The sequence below is a fragment of the Streptomyces sp. URMC 126 genome (assembly GCF_051386555.1).
GTDB lineage: Bacteria > Actinomycetota > Actinomycetes > Streptomycetales > Streptomycetaceae > Streptomyces.
Map to the genome: position 1 here is coordinate 1 of NZ_JBPQTX010000056.1, position 15,914 is coordinate 15,914.

General features: G+C 73.6%; 12 protein-coding genes and 1 pseudogene. 9 read left to right on the forward strand and 4 right to left on the reverse strand.

Annotated features, from left to right (window positions below; translation table 11 throughout):
* From ACSNOK_RS09795 to ACSNOK_RS09805, 3 genes and pseudogenes are all read left to right on the forward strand, one after another.
* Nucleotides 1-889: pseudogene (locus tag ACSNOK_RS09795) on the forward strand (serine/threonine protein kinase); the annotation flags it as partial.
* 216 nt (nt 890-1,105) lie between these two features.
* A complete protein-coding gene (locus tag ACSNOK_RS09800; RefSeq protein WP_436780211.1) occupies nt 1,106-2,740 on the forward strand; it encodes a succinic semialdehyde dehydrogenase in 1,635 nt (544 codons plus the stop codon).
* 51 nt (nt 2,741-2,791) lie between these two features.
* Complete coding sequence (locus ACSNOK_RS09805; protein ID WP_436780212.1) at nt 2,792-4,570, forward strand: GMC oxidoreductase; 1,779 nt, start codon at nt 2,792-2,794, stop codon at nt 4,568-4,570.
* A 677-nt stretch (nt 4,571-5,247) separates the two neighbouring features.
* On the opposite strand, the gene ACSNOK_RS09810 is transcribed toward ACSNOK_RS09805, so the two are convergent.
* Nucleotides 5,248-5,553, reverse strand: coding sequence for a chorismate mutase (locus tag ACSNOK_RS09810; protein ID WP_436780213.1), 306 nt, complete (start codon nt 5,551-5,553; stop codon nt 5,248-5,250).
* 318 nt (nt 5,554-5,871) lie between these two features.
* On the opposite strand from ACSNOK_RS09810, the gene guaA reads away from it, so the two are divergent.
* A complete protein-coding gene (gene guaA, locus ACSNOK_RS09815; RefSeq protein ID WP_436780214.1) occupies nt 5,872-7,467 on the forward strand; it encodes a glutamine-hydrolyzing GMP synthase in 1,596 nt (531 codons plus the stop codon).
* Nucleotides 7,468-7,743: 276 nt separating this feature from the next.
* Complete coding sequence (locus tag ACSNOK_RS09820; RefSeq protein WP_436780215.1) at nt 7,744-8,280, forward strand: DoxX family protein; 537 nt, start codon at nt 7,744-7,746, stop codon at nt 8,278-8,280.
* Nucleotides 8,281-8,370: 90 nt separating this feature from the next.
* Here the strand turns inward: ACSNOK_RS09820 and ACSNOK_RS09825 are convergent, their stop codons facing one another.
* Together ACSNOK_RS09825 and ACSNOK_RS09830 are read right to left on the reverse strand one after the other, a co-directional pair.
* Nucleotides 8,371-8,595, reverse strand: coding sequence for a hypothetical protein (locus ACSNOK_RS09825; RefSeq protein ID WP_436780216.1), 225 nt, complete (start codon nt 8,593-8,595; stop codon nt 8,371-8,373).
* Nucleotides 8,582-9,916, reverse strand: coding sequence for a PspC domain-containing protein (locus ACSNOK_RS09830; RefSeq protein WP_436780217.1), 1,335 nt, complete (start codon nt 9,914-9,916; stop codon nt 8,582-8,584). The genes ACSNOK_RS09825 and ACSNOK_RS09830 overlap by 14 nt, the downstream gene beginning before the upstream one ends.
* A 132-nt stretch (nt 9,917-10,048) precedes the next feature.
* On the opposite strand from ACSNOK_RS09830, the gene ACSNOK_RS09835 reads away from it, so the two are divergent.
* The 3 genes from ACSNOK_RS09835 to ACSNOK_RS09845 all read left to right on the forward strand — a co-directional run bounded on the left by ACSNOK_RS09835 (nt 10,049) and on the right by ACSNOK_RS09845 (nt 13,912).
* The gene (locus ACSNOK_RS09835; RefSeq protein ID WP_436780218.1) at nt 10,049-11,779 is read left to right on the forward strand and encodes a protein kinase domain-containing protein; all 1,731 of its coding nucleotides are present in this window, start codon (nt 10,049-10,051) and stop codon (nt 11,777-11,779) included.
* A 136-nt stretch (nt 11,780-11,915) separates the two neighbouring features.
* Entirely contained in the window at nt 11,916-13,223 is a 1,308-nt protein-coding gene (locus ACSNOK_RS09840; protein WP_436780219.1) for a PspC domain-containing protein, read from the forward strand.
* Nucleotides 13,220-13,912, forward strand: a complete 693-nt coding sequence (locus ACSNOK_RS09845) for a LuxR C-terminal-related transcriptional regulator (protein ID WP_436780220.1) — start codon at nt 13,220-13,222, stop codon at nt 13,910-13,912. Before ACSNOK_RS09840 ends, ACSNOK_RS09845 begins: the two co-directional genes overlap by 4 nt.
* A 195-nt stretch (nt 13,913-14,107) precedes the next feature.
* Here ACSNOK_RS09845 and ACSNOK_RS09850 read toward each other — a convergent pair whose 3' ends face one another.
* Nucleotides 14,108-15,193 (reverse strand): NlpC/P60 family protein, encoded by a 1,086-nt coding sequence (locus ACSNOK_RS09850; RefSeq protein WP_436780221.1) that lies wholly within the window; start codon nt 15,191-15,193, stop codon nt 14,108-14,110.
* A gap of 307 nt (nt 15,194-15,500) precedes the next feature.
* Between ACSNOK_RS09850 and ACSNOK_RS09855 the strand changes: the two genes are divergently transcribed.
* Nucleotides 15,501-15,863 (forward strand): hypothetical protein, encoded by a 363-nt coding sequence (locus ACSNOK_RS09855; protein ID WP_436780222.1) that lies wholly within the window; start codon nt 15,501-15,503, stop codon nt 15,861-15,863.
* Nucleotides 15,864-15,914 lie beyond the last annotated feature (51 nt).

Here is a 15,914-nt window from a genome sequence, read left to right on the forward strand (position 1 = left end):
CCCCGCTTCCCCGACCACCCCGGCTCCCGCCGCCGTCGCGCCGGAGCCGGCGCGCTCCGCCACGCCGCCGGGCACGCCCGCCGCGACGCCCCCGGCGGCGTTCGCCCCGCCGCCCGGTCCGCCGGGCGGGCCCCGCCGCACCGTACGCGTCCGTACGGCGGTCCTGGCCGGTGTCGCCCTGGTCACCCTGGCCGGGCTGGGGGCCGGGGCGGCGGCCTGGCTGGTGCTCCGCGACGACGGGGAGCGGGACGACGCCCGCGGGCCCGTCACGAGCCGCAGCGTCGTCGCCCGCCCGCCGGCCGCGCGGCCCTCCGACGCGTCCGGACGCCCCGCGCCGCAGCGGCCCGCCGACGGGCCCTCCGCCTCGGGCCCGGCCGCCGGGACCCCCGAGGCGAGCCCCCCGGCCGACTCACCGGCCCCGTCGGCGTCCCCCGACGCGGACAAGGCACCGTCGGGCTACCACGTCGTCCGGGACCCGGCGGGCTTCACGCTCGCCGTCCCCGACGGGTACACCCGCTCGTTCGAACCGCCGCGCGTCTTCTACTACTCGCCGGACAAGGAGTTCCGCATCGGGGTGCTCGTCTCCGACCCCAAGGAGGGCGGCCCGATCGGCTTCATGCGCGACTCCGCCTCGCAGGCGCCGGACCGCTACCCGGGCTACCGCGACGGCCGCGTGGCGCGCACCACGCACAACGGAAACCAGGCGGCCTCCTGGGAGTTCACCTGGAACGGCTTCGAGGACACGTCCGGTCCGCGGCGCACCGAGGACGTCTGCTGGAACGAGGGCGGCAGGATGTACGACGTGTGGGTGTCCGCCCCGGCCGCCCGGGCCGCGGAGGGACGCCGTCACTTCGACACCGTCCTCGGCAGCTTCGCCCGGTCCGGGTAACGGCGTTCGGCCCGGCGGGACGGCCGCGCCGGCGGCCCGGACGGCAGCGCCCGGTGCCGCCGGGCGGCCGCGTCCGCCGGTTCCGGCGCCGCGGATCCGAGGCCGCGCGGACCGCCACAATCGCGCCACCAACCACTGGCGTGATTGTGGATGACCGGTGAAAACAAGCTACTTGCGGGTATCCAAAAGAGCGCGCCCCCGCCTACGCTCGCCCCCATGACGGACTCGCGGCACAGCACAGCAGTGACGACGCGGACCCCGGCGGACTTCGGGGGCAACCCCGTCGCCCCGGCCCGGGACACCCGGACGGCGGCCGACGTGGTCACCCCGGCGCTCGTCGCCCGCCTCACCCGCGGGGTGACCGGTTCCGGCACCACCGCCAACCACACCCCGTTCACCGAGGAGGTGCTGGCCCGGCTCCCGGAGTCGACCCCCGAGGACGTCGCGACGGCGTTCGAGCGGGCGCGCGAGGCCCAGCGCCGGTGGGCGGAAGTGCCCGTACGCCGGCGCGCCGACGTCCTCCTGCGCTTCCACGACCTGCTGTTGCGCAGACAGTCCGAGGTCCTGGACCTCATCCAGCTGGAGACCGGCAAGGCCCGGCTGCACGCGCACGAGGAGATACAGGCCGTCGCCGTCGCCGCCCGCCACTACGGCCGCGTCGCCCCCGCCCACCTGCGCCCCAAGGCACACACGGGAGTGCTGCCCCTCCTCACGAAGGTCACCGAACTCCGCCGCCCCCGCGGCGTGGTGGGCCAGATAGCCCCCTGGAACTACCCGCTGGAACTGTCCGTCGGCGACGCCCTCCCGGCCTTCGCCGCCGGCAACGCGGTGGTCATGAAGCCGGACACCGAAACCGCCCTCACCGCGTTGTGGGCCCGCGAGCTGCTGATCGAGGCGGGGCTCCCGGAGGAGCTCTGGCAGGTGGTCCTCGGCGAGGGACCGGTCATCGGCCCCGAGGTCGTGGCCCACGCCGACTACGTCACCTTCACCGGCTCCACCCGCACCGGCCGCGACGTCGCACAACGCGCCGCCGCCCGCCTGGTCGGCGCCTCACTGGAGCTCGGCGGCAAGAACGCCATGCTCGTCCTGCGCGACGCCGACGTGGCGAAGGCCGCCGCGGGCGCGATCCGCGGCTGCTTCTCCACCGCCGGGCAACTGTGCATATCCATAGAGCGGTTGTACGTCCACCACTCGATCGCCGACGCCTTCCTGGAGCGTTTCACGGCCCGCACCCGCGCCCTGCGGCTCGGCGCCTCCCTGTCGTACGGCGCCGACATGGGGTCGCTGACCTCCCGGCGGCAACTGGAGACGGTGGTCCGGCACGTCGAGGAGGCCGTCGCCAAGGGCGCCACCGTCCTCGCCGGCGGACGCCCCCGGCCCGACATCGGCCCCCTCTTCCATGAGCCCACCATCTTGGAGGGCGTCGACACCCCGATGGCCGTGTGCGCTGAGGAAACGTTTGGCCCGGTCGTCTCCGTCTACCGCTTCGAGGACGAGGACGAGGCCGTCCGCCTCGCCAACGCCACGCCGTACGGCCTCAACGCCAGCGTCTGGACCCGCGACGGCCGGCGCGGCCGGGAGATCGCCGGCCGGCTGCGGGCCGGCACGGTCAACGTCAACGAGGCCTACGCCGCCGCCTACGGGAGCGCCGCCGCGCCCATGGGCGGGATGGGGGAGTCCGGCCTCGGCCGCCGGCACGGCGCGGAGGGCATCCTCAAGTACACCGAGGCGCAGACCGTCGCCCACCAGCGGCTGGTGCCGCTCGCGCCCGCCTTCGGGCTGGACGACGCCGCGTACGCCCGGCTGATGACCGGCGGCCTGCGCGCGCTGAAGGCCCTCCGCCTGCGCTGACGCACCCGGCCGCGCCGCCCCGCACACCCCGACCCCGACACGGAGGCACTGGTGGCACAGTTCGACTACGACGTCATCGTCGTGGGATCCGGTTTCGGCGGCGCGGTATCGGCCCTCCGGCTGTCGGAGAAGGGCTACCGCGTGGGGGTGCTGGAGGCCGGCCGGCGCTTCACCCGCGACTCCCTGCCCAGGACCTCCTGGGACCTGCGGAACTTCCTGTGGGCGCCGGCCCTCGGCCTCTACGGCATCCAGCGCATCCATGTACTGGGCCATGTGATGGTCCTCGCGGGGGCCGGCGTCGGCGGCGGCTCGCTCAACTACGGCAACACCCTCTACGTCCCGCCGCCGTCCTTCTTCACCGACCCGCAGTGGGCGGACATCACCGACTGGCGGCAGGAGCTGGAGCCCTACTACGAGCAGGCCCGGCGCATGCTCGGCGTGCGGCTCAACCCCACGACGACACCGGCGGACGTCCACCTCAAGGCCGCCGCGGACCGGATGGGCTACGGCCACACCTTCCACGCCGCCCCGGTGGGCGTCTTCTTCGGCGACGGCAAGGACGGCGAGGGCAACACCCCGGTCGCGCCGGGCACCGAGGTCCCCGACCCCTACTTCGGGGGCGCCGGACCGGCGCGCACCGCCTGCACCGAGTGCGGCGAGTGCATGACCGGCTGCCGGCACGGCGCGAAGAACACCCTCAACGAGAACTACCTCCACCTCGCCGAACGGGCCGGCGCCGTGATCCACCCGCTGACCAAGGTCGTGGCGCTGAGCGAACTCCGCGACGGCGGCTGCCGCGTGGTCACCGTCCCCAGCGACCGGCGGCGCGGCGCCCCGCCCCGGGTGCTGCGCGCGGAACACGTGGTCGTCGCCGCCGGCACCTACGGCACCCAGACCCTGCTGCACACCATGCGCGACCGCGGCCTGCTGCCCCGGCTCTCCCCCCGGCTGGGCCACTTGACCAGGACGAACTCCGAGGCGCTGTTCGGCGCGCAGACCGACGACCGCCGCTACCGCGAAGTGCACGGCACCCGCGTGGACTTCACCCGCGGCGTGGCCATCACCTCGTCGGCGCACCCCAACGAGAACACCCACATCGAGCCCGTCCGCTACGGCAAGGGGTCCAACGCGATGGGCTTCCTGTCCATCCCGCTGGTCCCGCTCGCCGGCCGGGCGGTACCGCGCGTCCTGGGCTTCGCGGCGTCCTGCGCGCGCCACCCGGTCATCCTGCTGCGGTCGTTCTCCAAGCGCCGCTGGTCGGAGCGGACGATCATCGGCCTGGTGATGCAGTCCGTGGACAACTCCCTGACCACCTACCGGCGCCGGCGCGGCCCGGGCAGGGGGCTGCTCACCGCGCGACAGGGGCACGGGGCGCCCAACCCGGTGCAGATCCCGGAGGCGACGGAGGCGGCGACCAGGATCGCCGAGGAGATCAACGGGTTCGCCGGCAGCAATGTCGGCGAGCTCATGGGCACCCCGCTGACCGCCCACTTCCTGGGCGGCTGCACGATCGGTTCCGGTCCCGACCGGGGTGTGATCGATCCGTACCACCGCGTCTACGGTCATCCGTCGATCTCGGTGGTCGACGGCTCCGCGGTGACCGCCAACCTCGGCGTCAACCCGTCCCTGACCATCACCGCCCAGGCCGAGCGCGCCATGTCCTTCTGGCCCAACAAGGGCGAGGCCGACCCGCGGCCGGCGCAGGGGAGGGCGTACGAGCGCGTCGCCGCCGTGGAACCGCGTGAACCGGCGGTGCCCAAGGACGCGTTCGGGGCGCTGCGGCTGCCGTTGTTGCCCGTACCGCCGGTGCCGCGCGCGCCCCGGGAGTGAGGACGGGCGCCGTGCGCCGCGCGTGACCGGTCGCGCACGGCGCACGGCAGGCGAAGGGCCCCGGACCGTCTACGCGGGGGCGTGCGGACGGCCACGGGGCCCTTGACAGCCGGCACCGGTGAACAGGGCGGAGACCGGTGCCGCGGAACGGCGCCGGGGGGAGCGCCGTGGTCCTCGGGTGGTGCGGTGCCGGAACGGTGTCGTCCCGGAGTGCGAGGCCGGTGCGGGGGCTCGCTTCCGGTGGTCCGACCAATGGCGGTACGGACCAAGGGAATTGGTGCCCTCTTCGCATCGTGGGGTATGAACCGCGTCGAACGCAACCTTCAGGGTGGATACGGTCGGTTCCAGGCGTCCCCGGAACCGACCGTTCCATGGTGGCGGCCGGGCTGCTGTCCCCTGCCGACCGGCCGCCGTACCACCGGAGTGAGGTCCCACGACGCGCGTCGGCGCGCGTCTCACACTCCGGTGGAATCCGCCCTGTCGGTGCCGGGCGCCCAGGTGAACAGGGGCGGAGACCACGCGTGGATTCAGGTGGGCCGCTCCTGGCTGGCGCGGACACCGACTCCAACGAAGGCGGTCCGCGCCCGGTCACGCGCCGTACGGGTGACGGGACGGGCGGCGGGTTTCCGCCGCGCGCCCGCGGAGGCCGGCGGTCCGGGCGGCCGTACCGGGGAGCGTCAGACGCGGCCGCGGCAGAGGTCCAGCAGGGTCATCGCGAGGACGGTGCCGTTCTTGCCGAGGCGGTCGCTGTAGTGGGAGAGGATCTCCATCTCGCGGGAGAGGTTGACGCGCCGCCCGCCGGAGGCGATGCGCTCGCGCTGGATCTCCTCCGAGACGGCCATCCGTTCCTGGACGAGGCCGATGATCCTGTCGTCGAGGCCGTCGATGCGCTCACGGGCGCCGGTGATCAGGCGGGCGGCCTCGTCGGTGCGGGCGCCGGTGTCGGTCACGGGGGTGGCGGGGGCGGCGGTGGGGGTGCTCATGTCGGTGTTCTCCTGGGGCCGGGGCCCGGCGCCGGCGGCGGCCCTGGGGAGAAACGCACGAGCGCCCCGGGCCTTGGCCGGCCCGGGGCGCTCGTGGAAGTCGCTGTTCTATCGCTGAGCAGCACGACCATGGCAGCCGGACGGGCCGGTGCCATAGGTAAAGACGAAGGTCGAGTGCTGACGCATGGCGGACAGTATGGACCTCGGGGGGTCCGGGAGCCAACCTCATTCGGATGGTGAGACAAAAGCGGCCACCCCCTTCCCGGTAGAATCGACAAATAGAGACCCCCACCCTCGACCGCCGGAAGGGCCGCTCCCGTGTCAGCAGCACCACCCCCCGCCGCCCACGACAACACCGCGGAGCCGGTCCTCGTCGTCGACTTCGGCGCGCAGTACGCCCAGCTCATCGCCCGCCGCGTCCGCGAGGCCCGGGTCTACAGCGAGGTCGTCCCGTCCACCACGCCGGTGTCCGAGATCCTCGCCCGCAAGCCGAAGGCGATCATCCTCTCCGGCGGCCCCTCGTCCGTCTACGAAGAGGGCGCCCCGACCCTCGACCGTGAGATCTTCGAGGCCGGCGTCCCCGTCTTCGGCATGTGCTACGGCTTCCAGCTGATGGCGACGACCCTCGGCGGCACGGTCGACAACACCGGCGCCCGCGAGTACGGCCGTACGCCGCTCTCCGTCTCCCGGCCGTCCTCCACCCTCTTCGAGGGCACCCCGGCCGAGCAGCCGGTGTGGATGTCGCACGGCGACGCCTGCTCCGCCGCGCCCGAGGGCTTCACCGTCACCGCGTCCACGGACCTGGTGCCGGTCGCCGCCTTCGAGAACGACGAGAAGAAGCTCTACGGCGTGCAGTACCACCCCGAGGTGATGCACTCCACCCACGGCCAGCAGGTCCTGGAGCACTTCCTCTACCGGGGCGCGGGCATCGAGCCCACCTGGACCACGGGCAACGTGATCGAGGAGCAGGTCGCGGCCATCCGCGAGCAGGTCGGCACCAAGCGCGCCATCTGCGGCCTGTCCGGCGGCGTGGACTCCGCGGTCGCCGCGGCCCTCGTCCAGAAGGCCATCGGCTCCCAGCTGACCTGCGTCTACGTCGACCACGGCCTGATGCGCAAGGGCGAGACCGAGCAGGTCGAGAAGGACTTCGTGGCCGCGACCGGCGTCAAGCTGAAGGTCGTGGACGCGCAGGAGCGCTTCCTGAAGGCCCTCGCCGGCGTCTCCGACCCCGAGGAGAAGCGGAAGATCATCGGCCGGGAGTTCATCCGGGTCTTCGAGCAGGCGCAGGCCGAGATCGTCGCCGAGGCGCCGGACGACCAGCCCGTCGAGTTCCTGGTCCAGGGCACCCTCTACCCCGACGTCGTCGAGTCCGGCGGCGGTACGGGTACCGCCAACATCAAGTCCCACCACAACGTGGGCGGCCTCCCCGAGGACCTGGAGTTCAAGCTCGTCGAGCCGCTGCGCCAGCTGTTCAAGGACGAGGTCCGCATGGTCGGCAAGGAGCTCGGCCTTCCGGACGAGATCGTCCAGCGCCAGCCCTTCCCGGGCCCCGGCCTCGGCATCCGCATCGTCGGCGAGGTCACCAAGGAGCGCCTCGACCTGCTGCGCGAGGCCGACGCCATCGCCCGCGAAGAGCTGACGGCCGCCGGTCTCGACCGTGAGATCTGGCAGTGCCCGGTGGTCCTGCTGGCCGACGTCCGCTCGGTCGGCGTCCAGGGCGACGGCCGCACCTACGGCCACCCGATCGTGCTGCGCCCGGTCTCCTCCGAGGACGCGATGACGGCCGACTGGTCGCGCCTGCCGTACGAGACGCTGGCGAAGATCTCCACCCGCATCACCAACGAGGTCCGCGACGTCAACCGCGTCGTCCTCGACGTGACCAGCAAGCCGCCGGGGACGATCGAGTGGGAGTGACCGCTCCCTGAGGCCCGGGCCTCTCTCCGAGCCCCGACCGTGCCGCCCTTCGTCCACAGCTGTGGACGAAGGGCGGCACGGCGTTTCCAGGCCGTTCCTCTCGCGAAAGCCCCGCCCCTCCCGCCATGGGACGGGGCGCCGGTCCCGCCCAGCGGACCGCGGCGCTCCGGCGCCGTGTGACGGAGATGCGTAGGGTCGGGAGCCGTACGACGCATGACCGGGGCGCGGGCGGACAGGCGCTGCCCGGGCCGGGAAGCGAGAGGAGCGGTGGACGGCATGACACTCCTGGGGCGAGGAGAAACGGTGAGCGGAGGTACGGGACGGCGTCCCTCGGCCTCCCGGTACGCGCTGCTGCCGCTGCGACTCTTCCTCGGCGTCACCTTCCTCTACGCGGGGCTCGACAAGCTCACCGACGCGGCGTTCCTCGCGAGCGACGGCCCCGGCTCCCTCGGAGAGCTGATGCGCTCCTGCCGTGACGGCGCCGGCGCCCCCTGGCTGGTCGACTTGGGGCTGCACAGCCCGGTCGGCTTCGGCTGGGCGATCGGCATCGGCGAGGTGGCCGTGGGGGCCGCCACGCTGCTCGGGCTGTTCGCCCGCGTGGCGGCGGCCGGCGGCGCCCTGATCTCGCTCTCCCTCTGGCTGACGGTCAGCTGGTCCGCGAGCCCGTACTACTACGGCAACGACCTGGTCTATCTGATGGCGTGGCTCCCGCTGGTCATCGCGGGAGCGCCGTTCCTCTCGCTCGACGCGGTCCGTCCGCGCGGCTTCCTCCGCCGCCGGGCGCGGGCCCGGAAGGGCGCCCTGTTCACCTGAGCTCGGCGCGCCCACAAGGAGGCCGACAAGGGGAGCGGCGTGGCTCCCGGCGGCCGGCGTCCGCCGTGCGGGGGCTCGTCGCTACTCCTGCTACTCCCTCCCGGCCTCCTTCCCGGCGCGGGCCCGGTGCCGGTGCACGAGGAAGCCGACGGACGAGGCCGCTCCCGCGAGGCAGAGGCCGCCGACCAGGGCGGGCAGCAGCGCGAAGGCGGGGAAGTGCCAGCGCCCCGCCGCCGCCCCGAGATAGGCCAGCCCGCCGCCCAGCAGCACCAGTCCGACGATGAGCTTGCCGGGCTCGAACTCATGACGCCGCACGGGTCACCTCCACTTCGCCGATACCGGTCTTGAGGCGCAGCTCCAGCGTGCCGCGCGAGCTGTGCCCCGGCCGTGGAGCCACGGTCACCCGCTTGTTCTGGCGGGGCTTGACGTCCACGTCGCCACGGTCGTCGTCGGGCAGCTTGATGTATCCGACGCCCACCTCGATGGTCAGCTTCGCCGTGACGTCATCGGGGAGGACGACCGTCAGCCGTCCGGCGCCCGCCTCGGCGCGGGCGGCCAGCGTCCGTGCCGCCGCCGGCCCCTTCTCCGCCGGCCAGGTGAGGCGGGACAGGTCGAGGGTGCCCACGCCCGTGCCGACCTGGTACTCCGGCCGGAGCTCCGCCGCGTTCGCCGGCCGCCACGTCAGCCGGCGCCACTCCGTCGTCACCGACTTCGGCAGGGCGGCCGCCCCCACCAGCAGCAGCGCGGTCAGCACCGCCATGGTGACCGTCCCGCCACCGGTGCGGCCGTAGCGGGAACTGACGGCTATGCCCAGCCCGTAGACGGCCAGCGCGCACGCCAGGCCCGTCTCCAGCGAGGTGCCCAGGGGATGCCCGTGCCAGGTCGCCCCCGTGCCCGCCGAGAACGCCACGAGGGACAGCAGGGCCGTCCAGCCGCCGAGCTGCCGCCCGTCCCGTACCGGACGCGCCCGCCGCTCCTTCCCCCGGGCGGCGGCGTCGCCCGGCCCGTCGTCCGGCCCCCACAGATAACCGGTGCCGTGGTACGGCAGCCCCGCCACCTCCACGTGGAGGACCGGATCCCGCCACCAGGACGGACCGGCCGGCGGCGGGGGCGCCTGGGTCTCGGGCGGCGCGTCCACCGCCTTCTGCGCCTTCACCGGCTTCGCGGCACCCGGCACCGCGGCCGACTCCTCGTCGGCGTCGGGCGTCCGCCGCCGCTGCGACCAGTACGCCGTCCCCACCAGCACCACGGTCAGCATCATCGAGAACGACATGGCACCGCTGTTGTTCAGCATGGACAGGAACAGCCCGCATCCCACCAGCGCGCACAGCACCGCCGTCAGGGCCGGGCCGTCCACCCGGCCCGACAGCATCCGGCGGCCCTCGTTCTCCTCCTCGCCGTCCAGAGGGATCAGCAGCCACGCGAAGCCGTACACGATGAGGCCGAATCCCCCGGTGGCCGCCAGGACTCCCAGGACCACCCGGAAGATCACAGGATCCAGGTCGAAGAAGCGGCCCAGGCCTCCGCACACGCCGGAGAGCACCTTGTGGTCGCGGCTGCGCCGCAGCGGTGGCCGGGAGACGGCGGGTGGCGCGTCCCCGTGCCGCGGGTTCTCGGTGGGCGGTGCGTCGGTCATGAGCACATGGTGTCAATCGCGGCCGTCGAGCGGCATCGGTGGTGACCCTGGTCCTTCCCTGAGATCGACCCTGAGATCGGGACGGTTAGGGTGGCGCATCGAACAGAGAGTCGTCATTCGGAGGGACGCGCGGTGTCCGAGTCAGCGGCGGGTGCGGCGGCCGGCGTGCCCGGACCGGCCCGTCCCGGCCGCCTGCTCGCCGACCGGTACCGGCTGGTCCGGCGCATCGGCCGCGGCGGCATGGGCACCGTGTGGCTCGCCGAGGACGAACTGCTGGGCCGCCGCGTCGCCGTCAAACAACTGCACGTGTCCCATGGGCTGGACGAGGAAGAGCTGGCCACCCTCCACGAGCGCACCCGCCGTGAGGCGCGCAGCGCGGCGCGGATCAGCCACCCCAACGTGGTCGTCGTCCACGACGTGGTCGAGGACGAGGGGCTGCCGTGCATCGTGATGGAACACGTGCCGTCGCGGACCCTCGGCGACGTTCTCAAGCAGGGGCCCGTGTCGCCGGAGGAGGCGGCCCGGATCGGGCGCGGGATGATCGCCGCGCTGCGGGCCGCCCACGCGGCCGACGTCCTGCACCGCGACGTCAAGCCCGGGAACGTGCTCCTCGGCGACGACGGCCGTGTCGTGCTCACCGACTTCGGCATCGCGCACCTGGCCGGGAACTCCACCCTCACCAAGACGGGCGAGATGGTCGGTTCGATCGACTACATCGCGCCCGAACGCGTCCGGGGCGCCCGGCCGGGTCCCGCCTCGGACCTGTGGGCGCTGGGTGCCACCCTGTACGAGGCGGTCGAGGGCCGGACGCCGTACCACCGGCCCACGCCCGTCGAGACGGCGTACGCCATCGCCGTGGACCCGTTGGAACCCCCGCTGCGCGCCGGCCCGCTGACCCGCCTGATCGAGACCCTGCTCTCCCGGGACCCCGATCTGCGGCCCCCCGCCGACCTGGTCGAACAAATCCTGCGCGAACCCGCCGCCGAGCCGGGGACGGTCCGGCATCCGACGCGGGAGACGGACGGGACCGTCGAGCGGTCCGAGGCCGCCGCCGGCCTGACGCCGCCCCGGCCCCTGCCCGGAGCGGAGCCGTCCGCCTCCGTCGCGGCTCCGGAGCCGGGGCGGACGGGCCCCACCGCCGTCGTTCCGTCCGCACCGGCACCCGCGCCGGCCTCCGGTGTCATTGCCGTGTCCGCGCCCGCGCCCGTACCCGGCGGGCGGCCGGTGCCGGGGCGCCGCTCCGGCGGGCGGCGGCGGGCCGGGATCCTGGTCGCGGCGGCGGCCGTGCTGGGTGCCGTGACCGCGGTCGGCGCCTATCTCTTCCTGCCCGACGAGAAGGGGGACGAGGCGGCGCCGCCGAAGCCGAGCACGGCCCCGTCGACGCCGCCCACGCCCTCCGCGTCCTCGCCGCCCTCCGTGCCGCCCGGCTACCGCCTGGTGACCGAGAAGCGTCTCGGGGTCGCCTTCCCGGTCCCGAAGGGCTGGACCCGGCGGGAGAAGTCGGCCGTCGAGGTGAACTACATCGACCCCACCGGCCTCGTCGGCCTCAAGGTCAACGTCCTGGACCTGGCGAGCCCCGATCCGCTGAAGCACTGGCAGGACGTCGAACGACAGGTGAGGACGGAGGTCGACGGCTACCGGCGGCTCCGTATGCAGGCCACCGCCTACCGCGGTGACCCGGCCGCCGTCTGGGAGTTCGCGTTCAAGGGGCGCGCCCGCGACTTCCGGGCCATCGACCTGGGCTTCGGCCGCGCGGGCGGTGCCGAGTACGCCCTGTACCTCTCCGCGCCCTCGGCCGGGTGGGACCGCCACCGGCCGGTCTTCGACGCCGCCCGCGACGGGTTCCGGGTGCTCGGACGCTGACGAGCGTTGCCGATCGCCGCGGCCCGCACGAGGGGCGGTCGGGGGAACGAAGGCAGGGACGAATCGGGGATGTCTCGGGGTCCGGTCAGGGACGACCCCGATACCGCGGACGGCCACGCCGTGTGACGATCGTGCCATGACCGGCGCATCGACGACGCAACCCCGAGCCGGCGGTGCCTACGCGCCCGCCGCCACCGACACCGTGCCCCTGCGCAAGCTCTACCGCAGCGCCGAGGGCCGGATGCTCGGCGGTGTGGCGCGCGGCCTCGCCGGGCACCTGGGGGTGCCGGTCTCCTGGGTGCGGCTGGTCTTCGTCGCCTTGTTCATGGCGCAGGGCATCGGCGCGTTGCTCTACGCGGTCTTCTGGTTCGTCGTGCCGCTGGGCGTGGGCGGGGTGGAGGTCCGTCGGCCGGACGCGGGGGTGGCGCCGGACGGGCGGCGGCACCTGTTCGCCCGCAAGCCCGACCGAGGCCAGGTCTTCGCCCTCATCGCCCTCATCGTGGGCGCCGCCATCTTCCTGGACCGGTTGCACCTCGGCCGCGCCAACGTCTACGTCTGGCCGCTGATCCTCATCGGAGCCGGGGTGGCCCTGGTCTGGCGGCAGGCGGACAACGCCCGGCGCGCCCATTGGGTGGAGGTCAGCCGGCGCAAACGCGTCCTGCCGCTCGCCCGAGGCGCGGCCGGGGTCCTGCTGGTGGGAGCCGGGGTGACGGGCATCGTCGTCCTGCAGGGGTCGGCCGAGCACCTGGGCACCGTGCTGCAGGCGTCGCTCGCGGTCCTCGTCGGCATAGCCCTGCTGGCGGGGCCCTCCGTGGTGCGCATGACGCAGGACCTGTCCGCCGAGCGCACCATGCGCATCCGCGCCCAGGAGCGGGCCGAAGTCGCCGCCCACGTCCACGACTCGGTGCTCCACACGCTCACCCTGATACAACGCAACGCCGACGACGCCAGGGAGGTGGCCCGGCTGGCCCGTGCTCAGGAGCGGGAGCTGCGGGCCTGGCTCTACAACCCCGAGGGTCATGGCAAAGACGGGTCGGACGAGCCCGAGACGCTGGCCGAGGCCGTGCGGGCCACCGCCGCCGCCGTCGAGGACCACCACGGCGTCCCCTTGGAGGTGGTCGTGGTCGGTGACTGCCCGCTCGACGAACGGCTGCGGGCGCAGATGCAGGCCGCGCGCGAGGCCATGGTCAACGCCGCCAAGTACGGTGGCGAGGGCGGGGCGGTCCAGGTCTACGCCGAAGTCGAAGGACGTACGGTCTTCGTCTCGGTGCGCGACCGGGGGCCGGGCTTCGACCCGGACGCCGTGCCCGACGACCGGATGGGGGTCCGCGAGTCGATCATCGGCAGAATGCAGCGCAACGGGGGCACCGCGCGTCTGCGCTCCGTTCCCGACGGGGGGACGGAAGTGGAGCTGGAGATGGAGAGGGCGGAAGAGACGTCATGACGAACGGGACGACGACCGAGCCGGAGGACCGACGGGTCCGGGTGGTCCTGGTGGACGATCACCGTATGTTCCGCACCGGTGTGCAGGCCGAGATCGGGGTCACCGACCGGACGGGCGTCGAGGTCGTCGGCGAGGCCGCCGACGTCGACCAGGCCGTCACCGTCATCACCGCCACCCGCCCCGAGGTCGTCCTGCTGGACGTCCACCTGCCCGGCGGTGGCGGGGTGGAGGTGCTGCGCCGCTGCTCGGCCCTGATGTCGGACGCCGAGGAGCCGGTCCGGTTCCTGGCGCTGTCCGTGTCCGACGCCGCGGAGGACGTCATCGGGGTCATCCGCGGCGGCGCGCGGGGCTATGTGACCAAGACGATCACCGGCACCGATCTGATCGCCGCCATCTTCCGGGTCCGCGACGGCGACGCCGTGTTCTCCCCCCGGCTGGCCGGGTTCGTCCTCGACGCGTTCGCCTCCACCGACGCCCCGCCCGTCGACGAGGACCTGGACCGCCTTACGCAGCGTGAGCGTGAGGTCCTGCGTCTGATCGCGCGCGGTTACGCCTACAAGGAGATCGCCAAGCAGCTGTTCATCTCGGTGAAGACGGTCGAATCCCATGTCTCGGCGGTGCTGCGCAAGCTCCAGCTGTCCAACCGGCACGAGCTGACCCGGTGGGCGGCGGCCCGGCGCCTGGTGTGAGAGATGGCACCTTCTGTCACAGAAGGGCACCGCAGTCACACGGCTTCCCTCTACAGAGGGGGAACGGCTCTCGTGAGGTAGGGCCGGGGCCCGCCACCGGGCCGGTGTGGGCAGCAAGAAGGTGGCCAAACTGCCCCGACCACCCGGCAGCTGACTCCCTGAGCCGTCACCGGCCCCGCGCCCGGCGCCGGCGCGTCACGCGGGTCTGACCGCTCCGGCGAACGGCATCGAGGCCACCGGCGCGATACTCACCGGCGCCCCCGGATGCGGGGCGTGGATCATCTTTCCGCCGCCGATGTAGAGACCGACGTGGCTCACCCCGGAGTAGAAGAACACCAGGTCGCCCGGGGCCAGCCGGGAGCGGGAGACCCGGCGCCCGGAGTTGATCTGCGTGTAGGTGGTGCGCGGCAGAGCGACGCCCGCCGCGCGCCAGGCCGCCTGCGTCAGCCCCGAGCAGTCGTACCCGGAGGGCCCAGTGGCGCCCCAGACGTAGGGCTTGCCCAGCGCCCCATAGGCGAAGGCTACGGCCTGTGCCGCGCGGCCCGTCGGGGCGTGCCCGGCGGGCGCCGCGGCGGGATGCGCCGCCGCCGTGGAAGCCGCCGAGCGCCCGGCGGGGTGGGCGCCGCTCGTGTCCTCGTGCCCGTCGTCGGCGGGCCGCGCGGCGGGCGGCAGGGTCCGGAGCAGCTCCCGTGCGGCGGTCAGCTTGGCCTCGACCGTGCGGCGGTGGCGCGCGAGCGCGTTCCGCTGGGCCTCGAGTTCCCGCAGCTTGGCCTCGGCCGTGGTGCGGACCTGCCGGACCTGCCGGACCTCCTCCCGTACCCGGGCCACCTCGGAGGCCTCACGGGCCCCGGTGCGCTCGGCCATCGACGCCTGGTCCAGGAAGTGCCGCGGTGAGGACGAGAGCAGCAGCCGGACCGAGGGGGGGATGCCTCCGGCGCGGTACTGAGCCGTGGCGTACGACCCGAGGGCATCGCGGGCGGCGTTGAGCCGTTCCGTCCGGCGGGCGGCTTCGTCCTGGAGGCCGTCGAGCACGGCCCGGGCCCGGTCCGTGCGCTCCTTCACCCCGTTGTACCGCTCCGTCGCCACCTCGGCCTGCCGGTAGTAGCGCGTGACCTGTGCCTTCACCTCGTCCGGGGTCCGCCGCGGCGCCGCGTGTCCGGTGCCGTCGAGCGTGGTGACGGAGGCCGCGCCCGCCAGGGCGAGGCCGGCCGCCGTCCGGGCGGTGCCGCTGAGGAGCGGGCGGTGCTTGGGCTTGCGGTGCGAGGCCACGGTGGCCGTCACTTCCTTCCTGTCCGGTGGCAGGCTGGGGGCTCGGGCGGCGGCCCGTGCCAGGGGAGGAAAGGAAAAGGGGCCGGACCATCGCCGTCTGGGGCAGGACGCTAAACCGCGAGATCCGCCGGTAACGCACATGACTGTTAATGGCCGGAACCGGTGAGGAATCGACTGGGACGAGCCGCGAACTCCTCGACCCCACGGAAGAAATCGCTTCGGGAGTGACCGAATCGATGATCTTTGCCCGGTTACGGGGCAGTTGGTGCTAAGACCCCGGTTTATGCGGTGCTCGGCCACCCGGCTAGGGTCGGCCTCCATGGACGCTTTGATTCACGCCATGATCGGCCTGCACATCATCGGCGTCGCCGCCCTGCTCGGCGGCTTTATGACCCAGATGAAGGCCATGGGCAAGGGGGAGGCCCGGATGGTCCCCTCGATGCTGCACGGCGCCCTCACCATGCTGGTCACCGGCGTGGCGCTGGTCGGTCTGCACCGCGCGCAGGGTGACGCGGTGAACACCTTCAAGATCGGCCTGAAACTGACCCTGCTGGTGGTGGTCCTCGCCCTCGTGTACGTGAACCGGGACCAGGAGGGGGAGGAGCGGGTCGGAGCCGCCGCCTTCGGCACCGTCGGGGCGCTGACCACGGCGGACGTCTTCATCGCCGTCCTCTGGACGTGACCCGCGCCACGGCGCCCGCCCAGGGGCCGGAAGCCGGAGGGGGGACGGGTT

What these genes read in the sequence shown, in the direction of transcription:
- ACSNOK_RS09800 (WP_436780211.1), top strand. Translation starts at nt 1,106, where the DNA reads ATGACGGACTCGCGGCACAGCACAGCAGTGACGACGCGGACCCCGGCG.
- ACSNOK_RS09810 (WP_436780213.1), bottom strand. Translation starts at nt 5,553, where the DNA reads ATGAGCACCCCCACCGCCGCCCCCGCCACCCCCGTGACCGACACCGGC.
- ACSNOK_RS09820 (WP_436780215.1), top strand. Translation starts at nt 7,744, where the DNA reads ATGACACTCCTGGGGCGAGGAGAAACGGTGAGCGGAGGTACGGGACGG.
- ACSNOK_RS09830 (WP_436780217.1), bottom strand. Translation starts at nt 9,916, where the DNA reads ATGACCGACGCACCGCCCACCGAGAACCCGCGGCACGGGGACGCGCCA.
- ACSNOK_RS09840 (WP_436780219.1), top strand. Translation starts at nt 11,916, where the DNA reads ATGACCGGCGCATCGACGACGCAACCCCGAGCCGGCGGTGCCTACGCG.
- ACSNOK_RS09845 (WP_436780220.1), top strand. Translation starts at nt 13,220, where the DNA reads ATGACGAACGGGACGACGACCGAGCCGGAGGACCGACGGGTCCGGGTG.
- ACSNOK_RS09855 (WP_436780222.1), top strand. Translation starts at nt 15,501, where the DNA reads ATGGACGCTTTGATTCACGCCATGATCGGCCTGCACATCATCGGCGTC.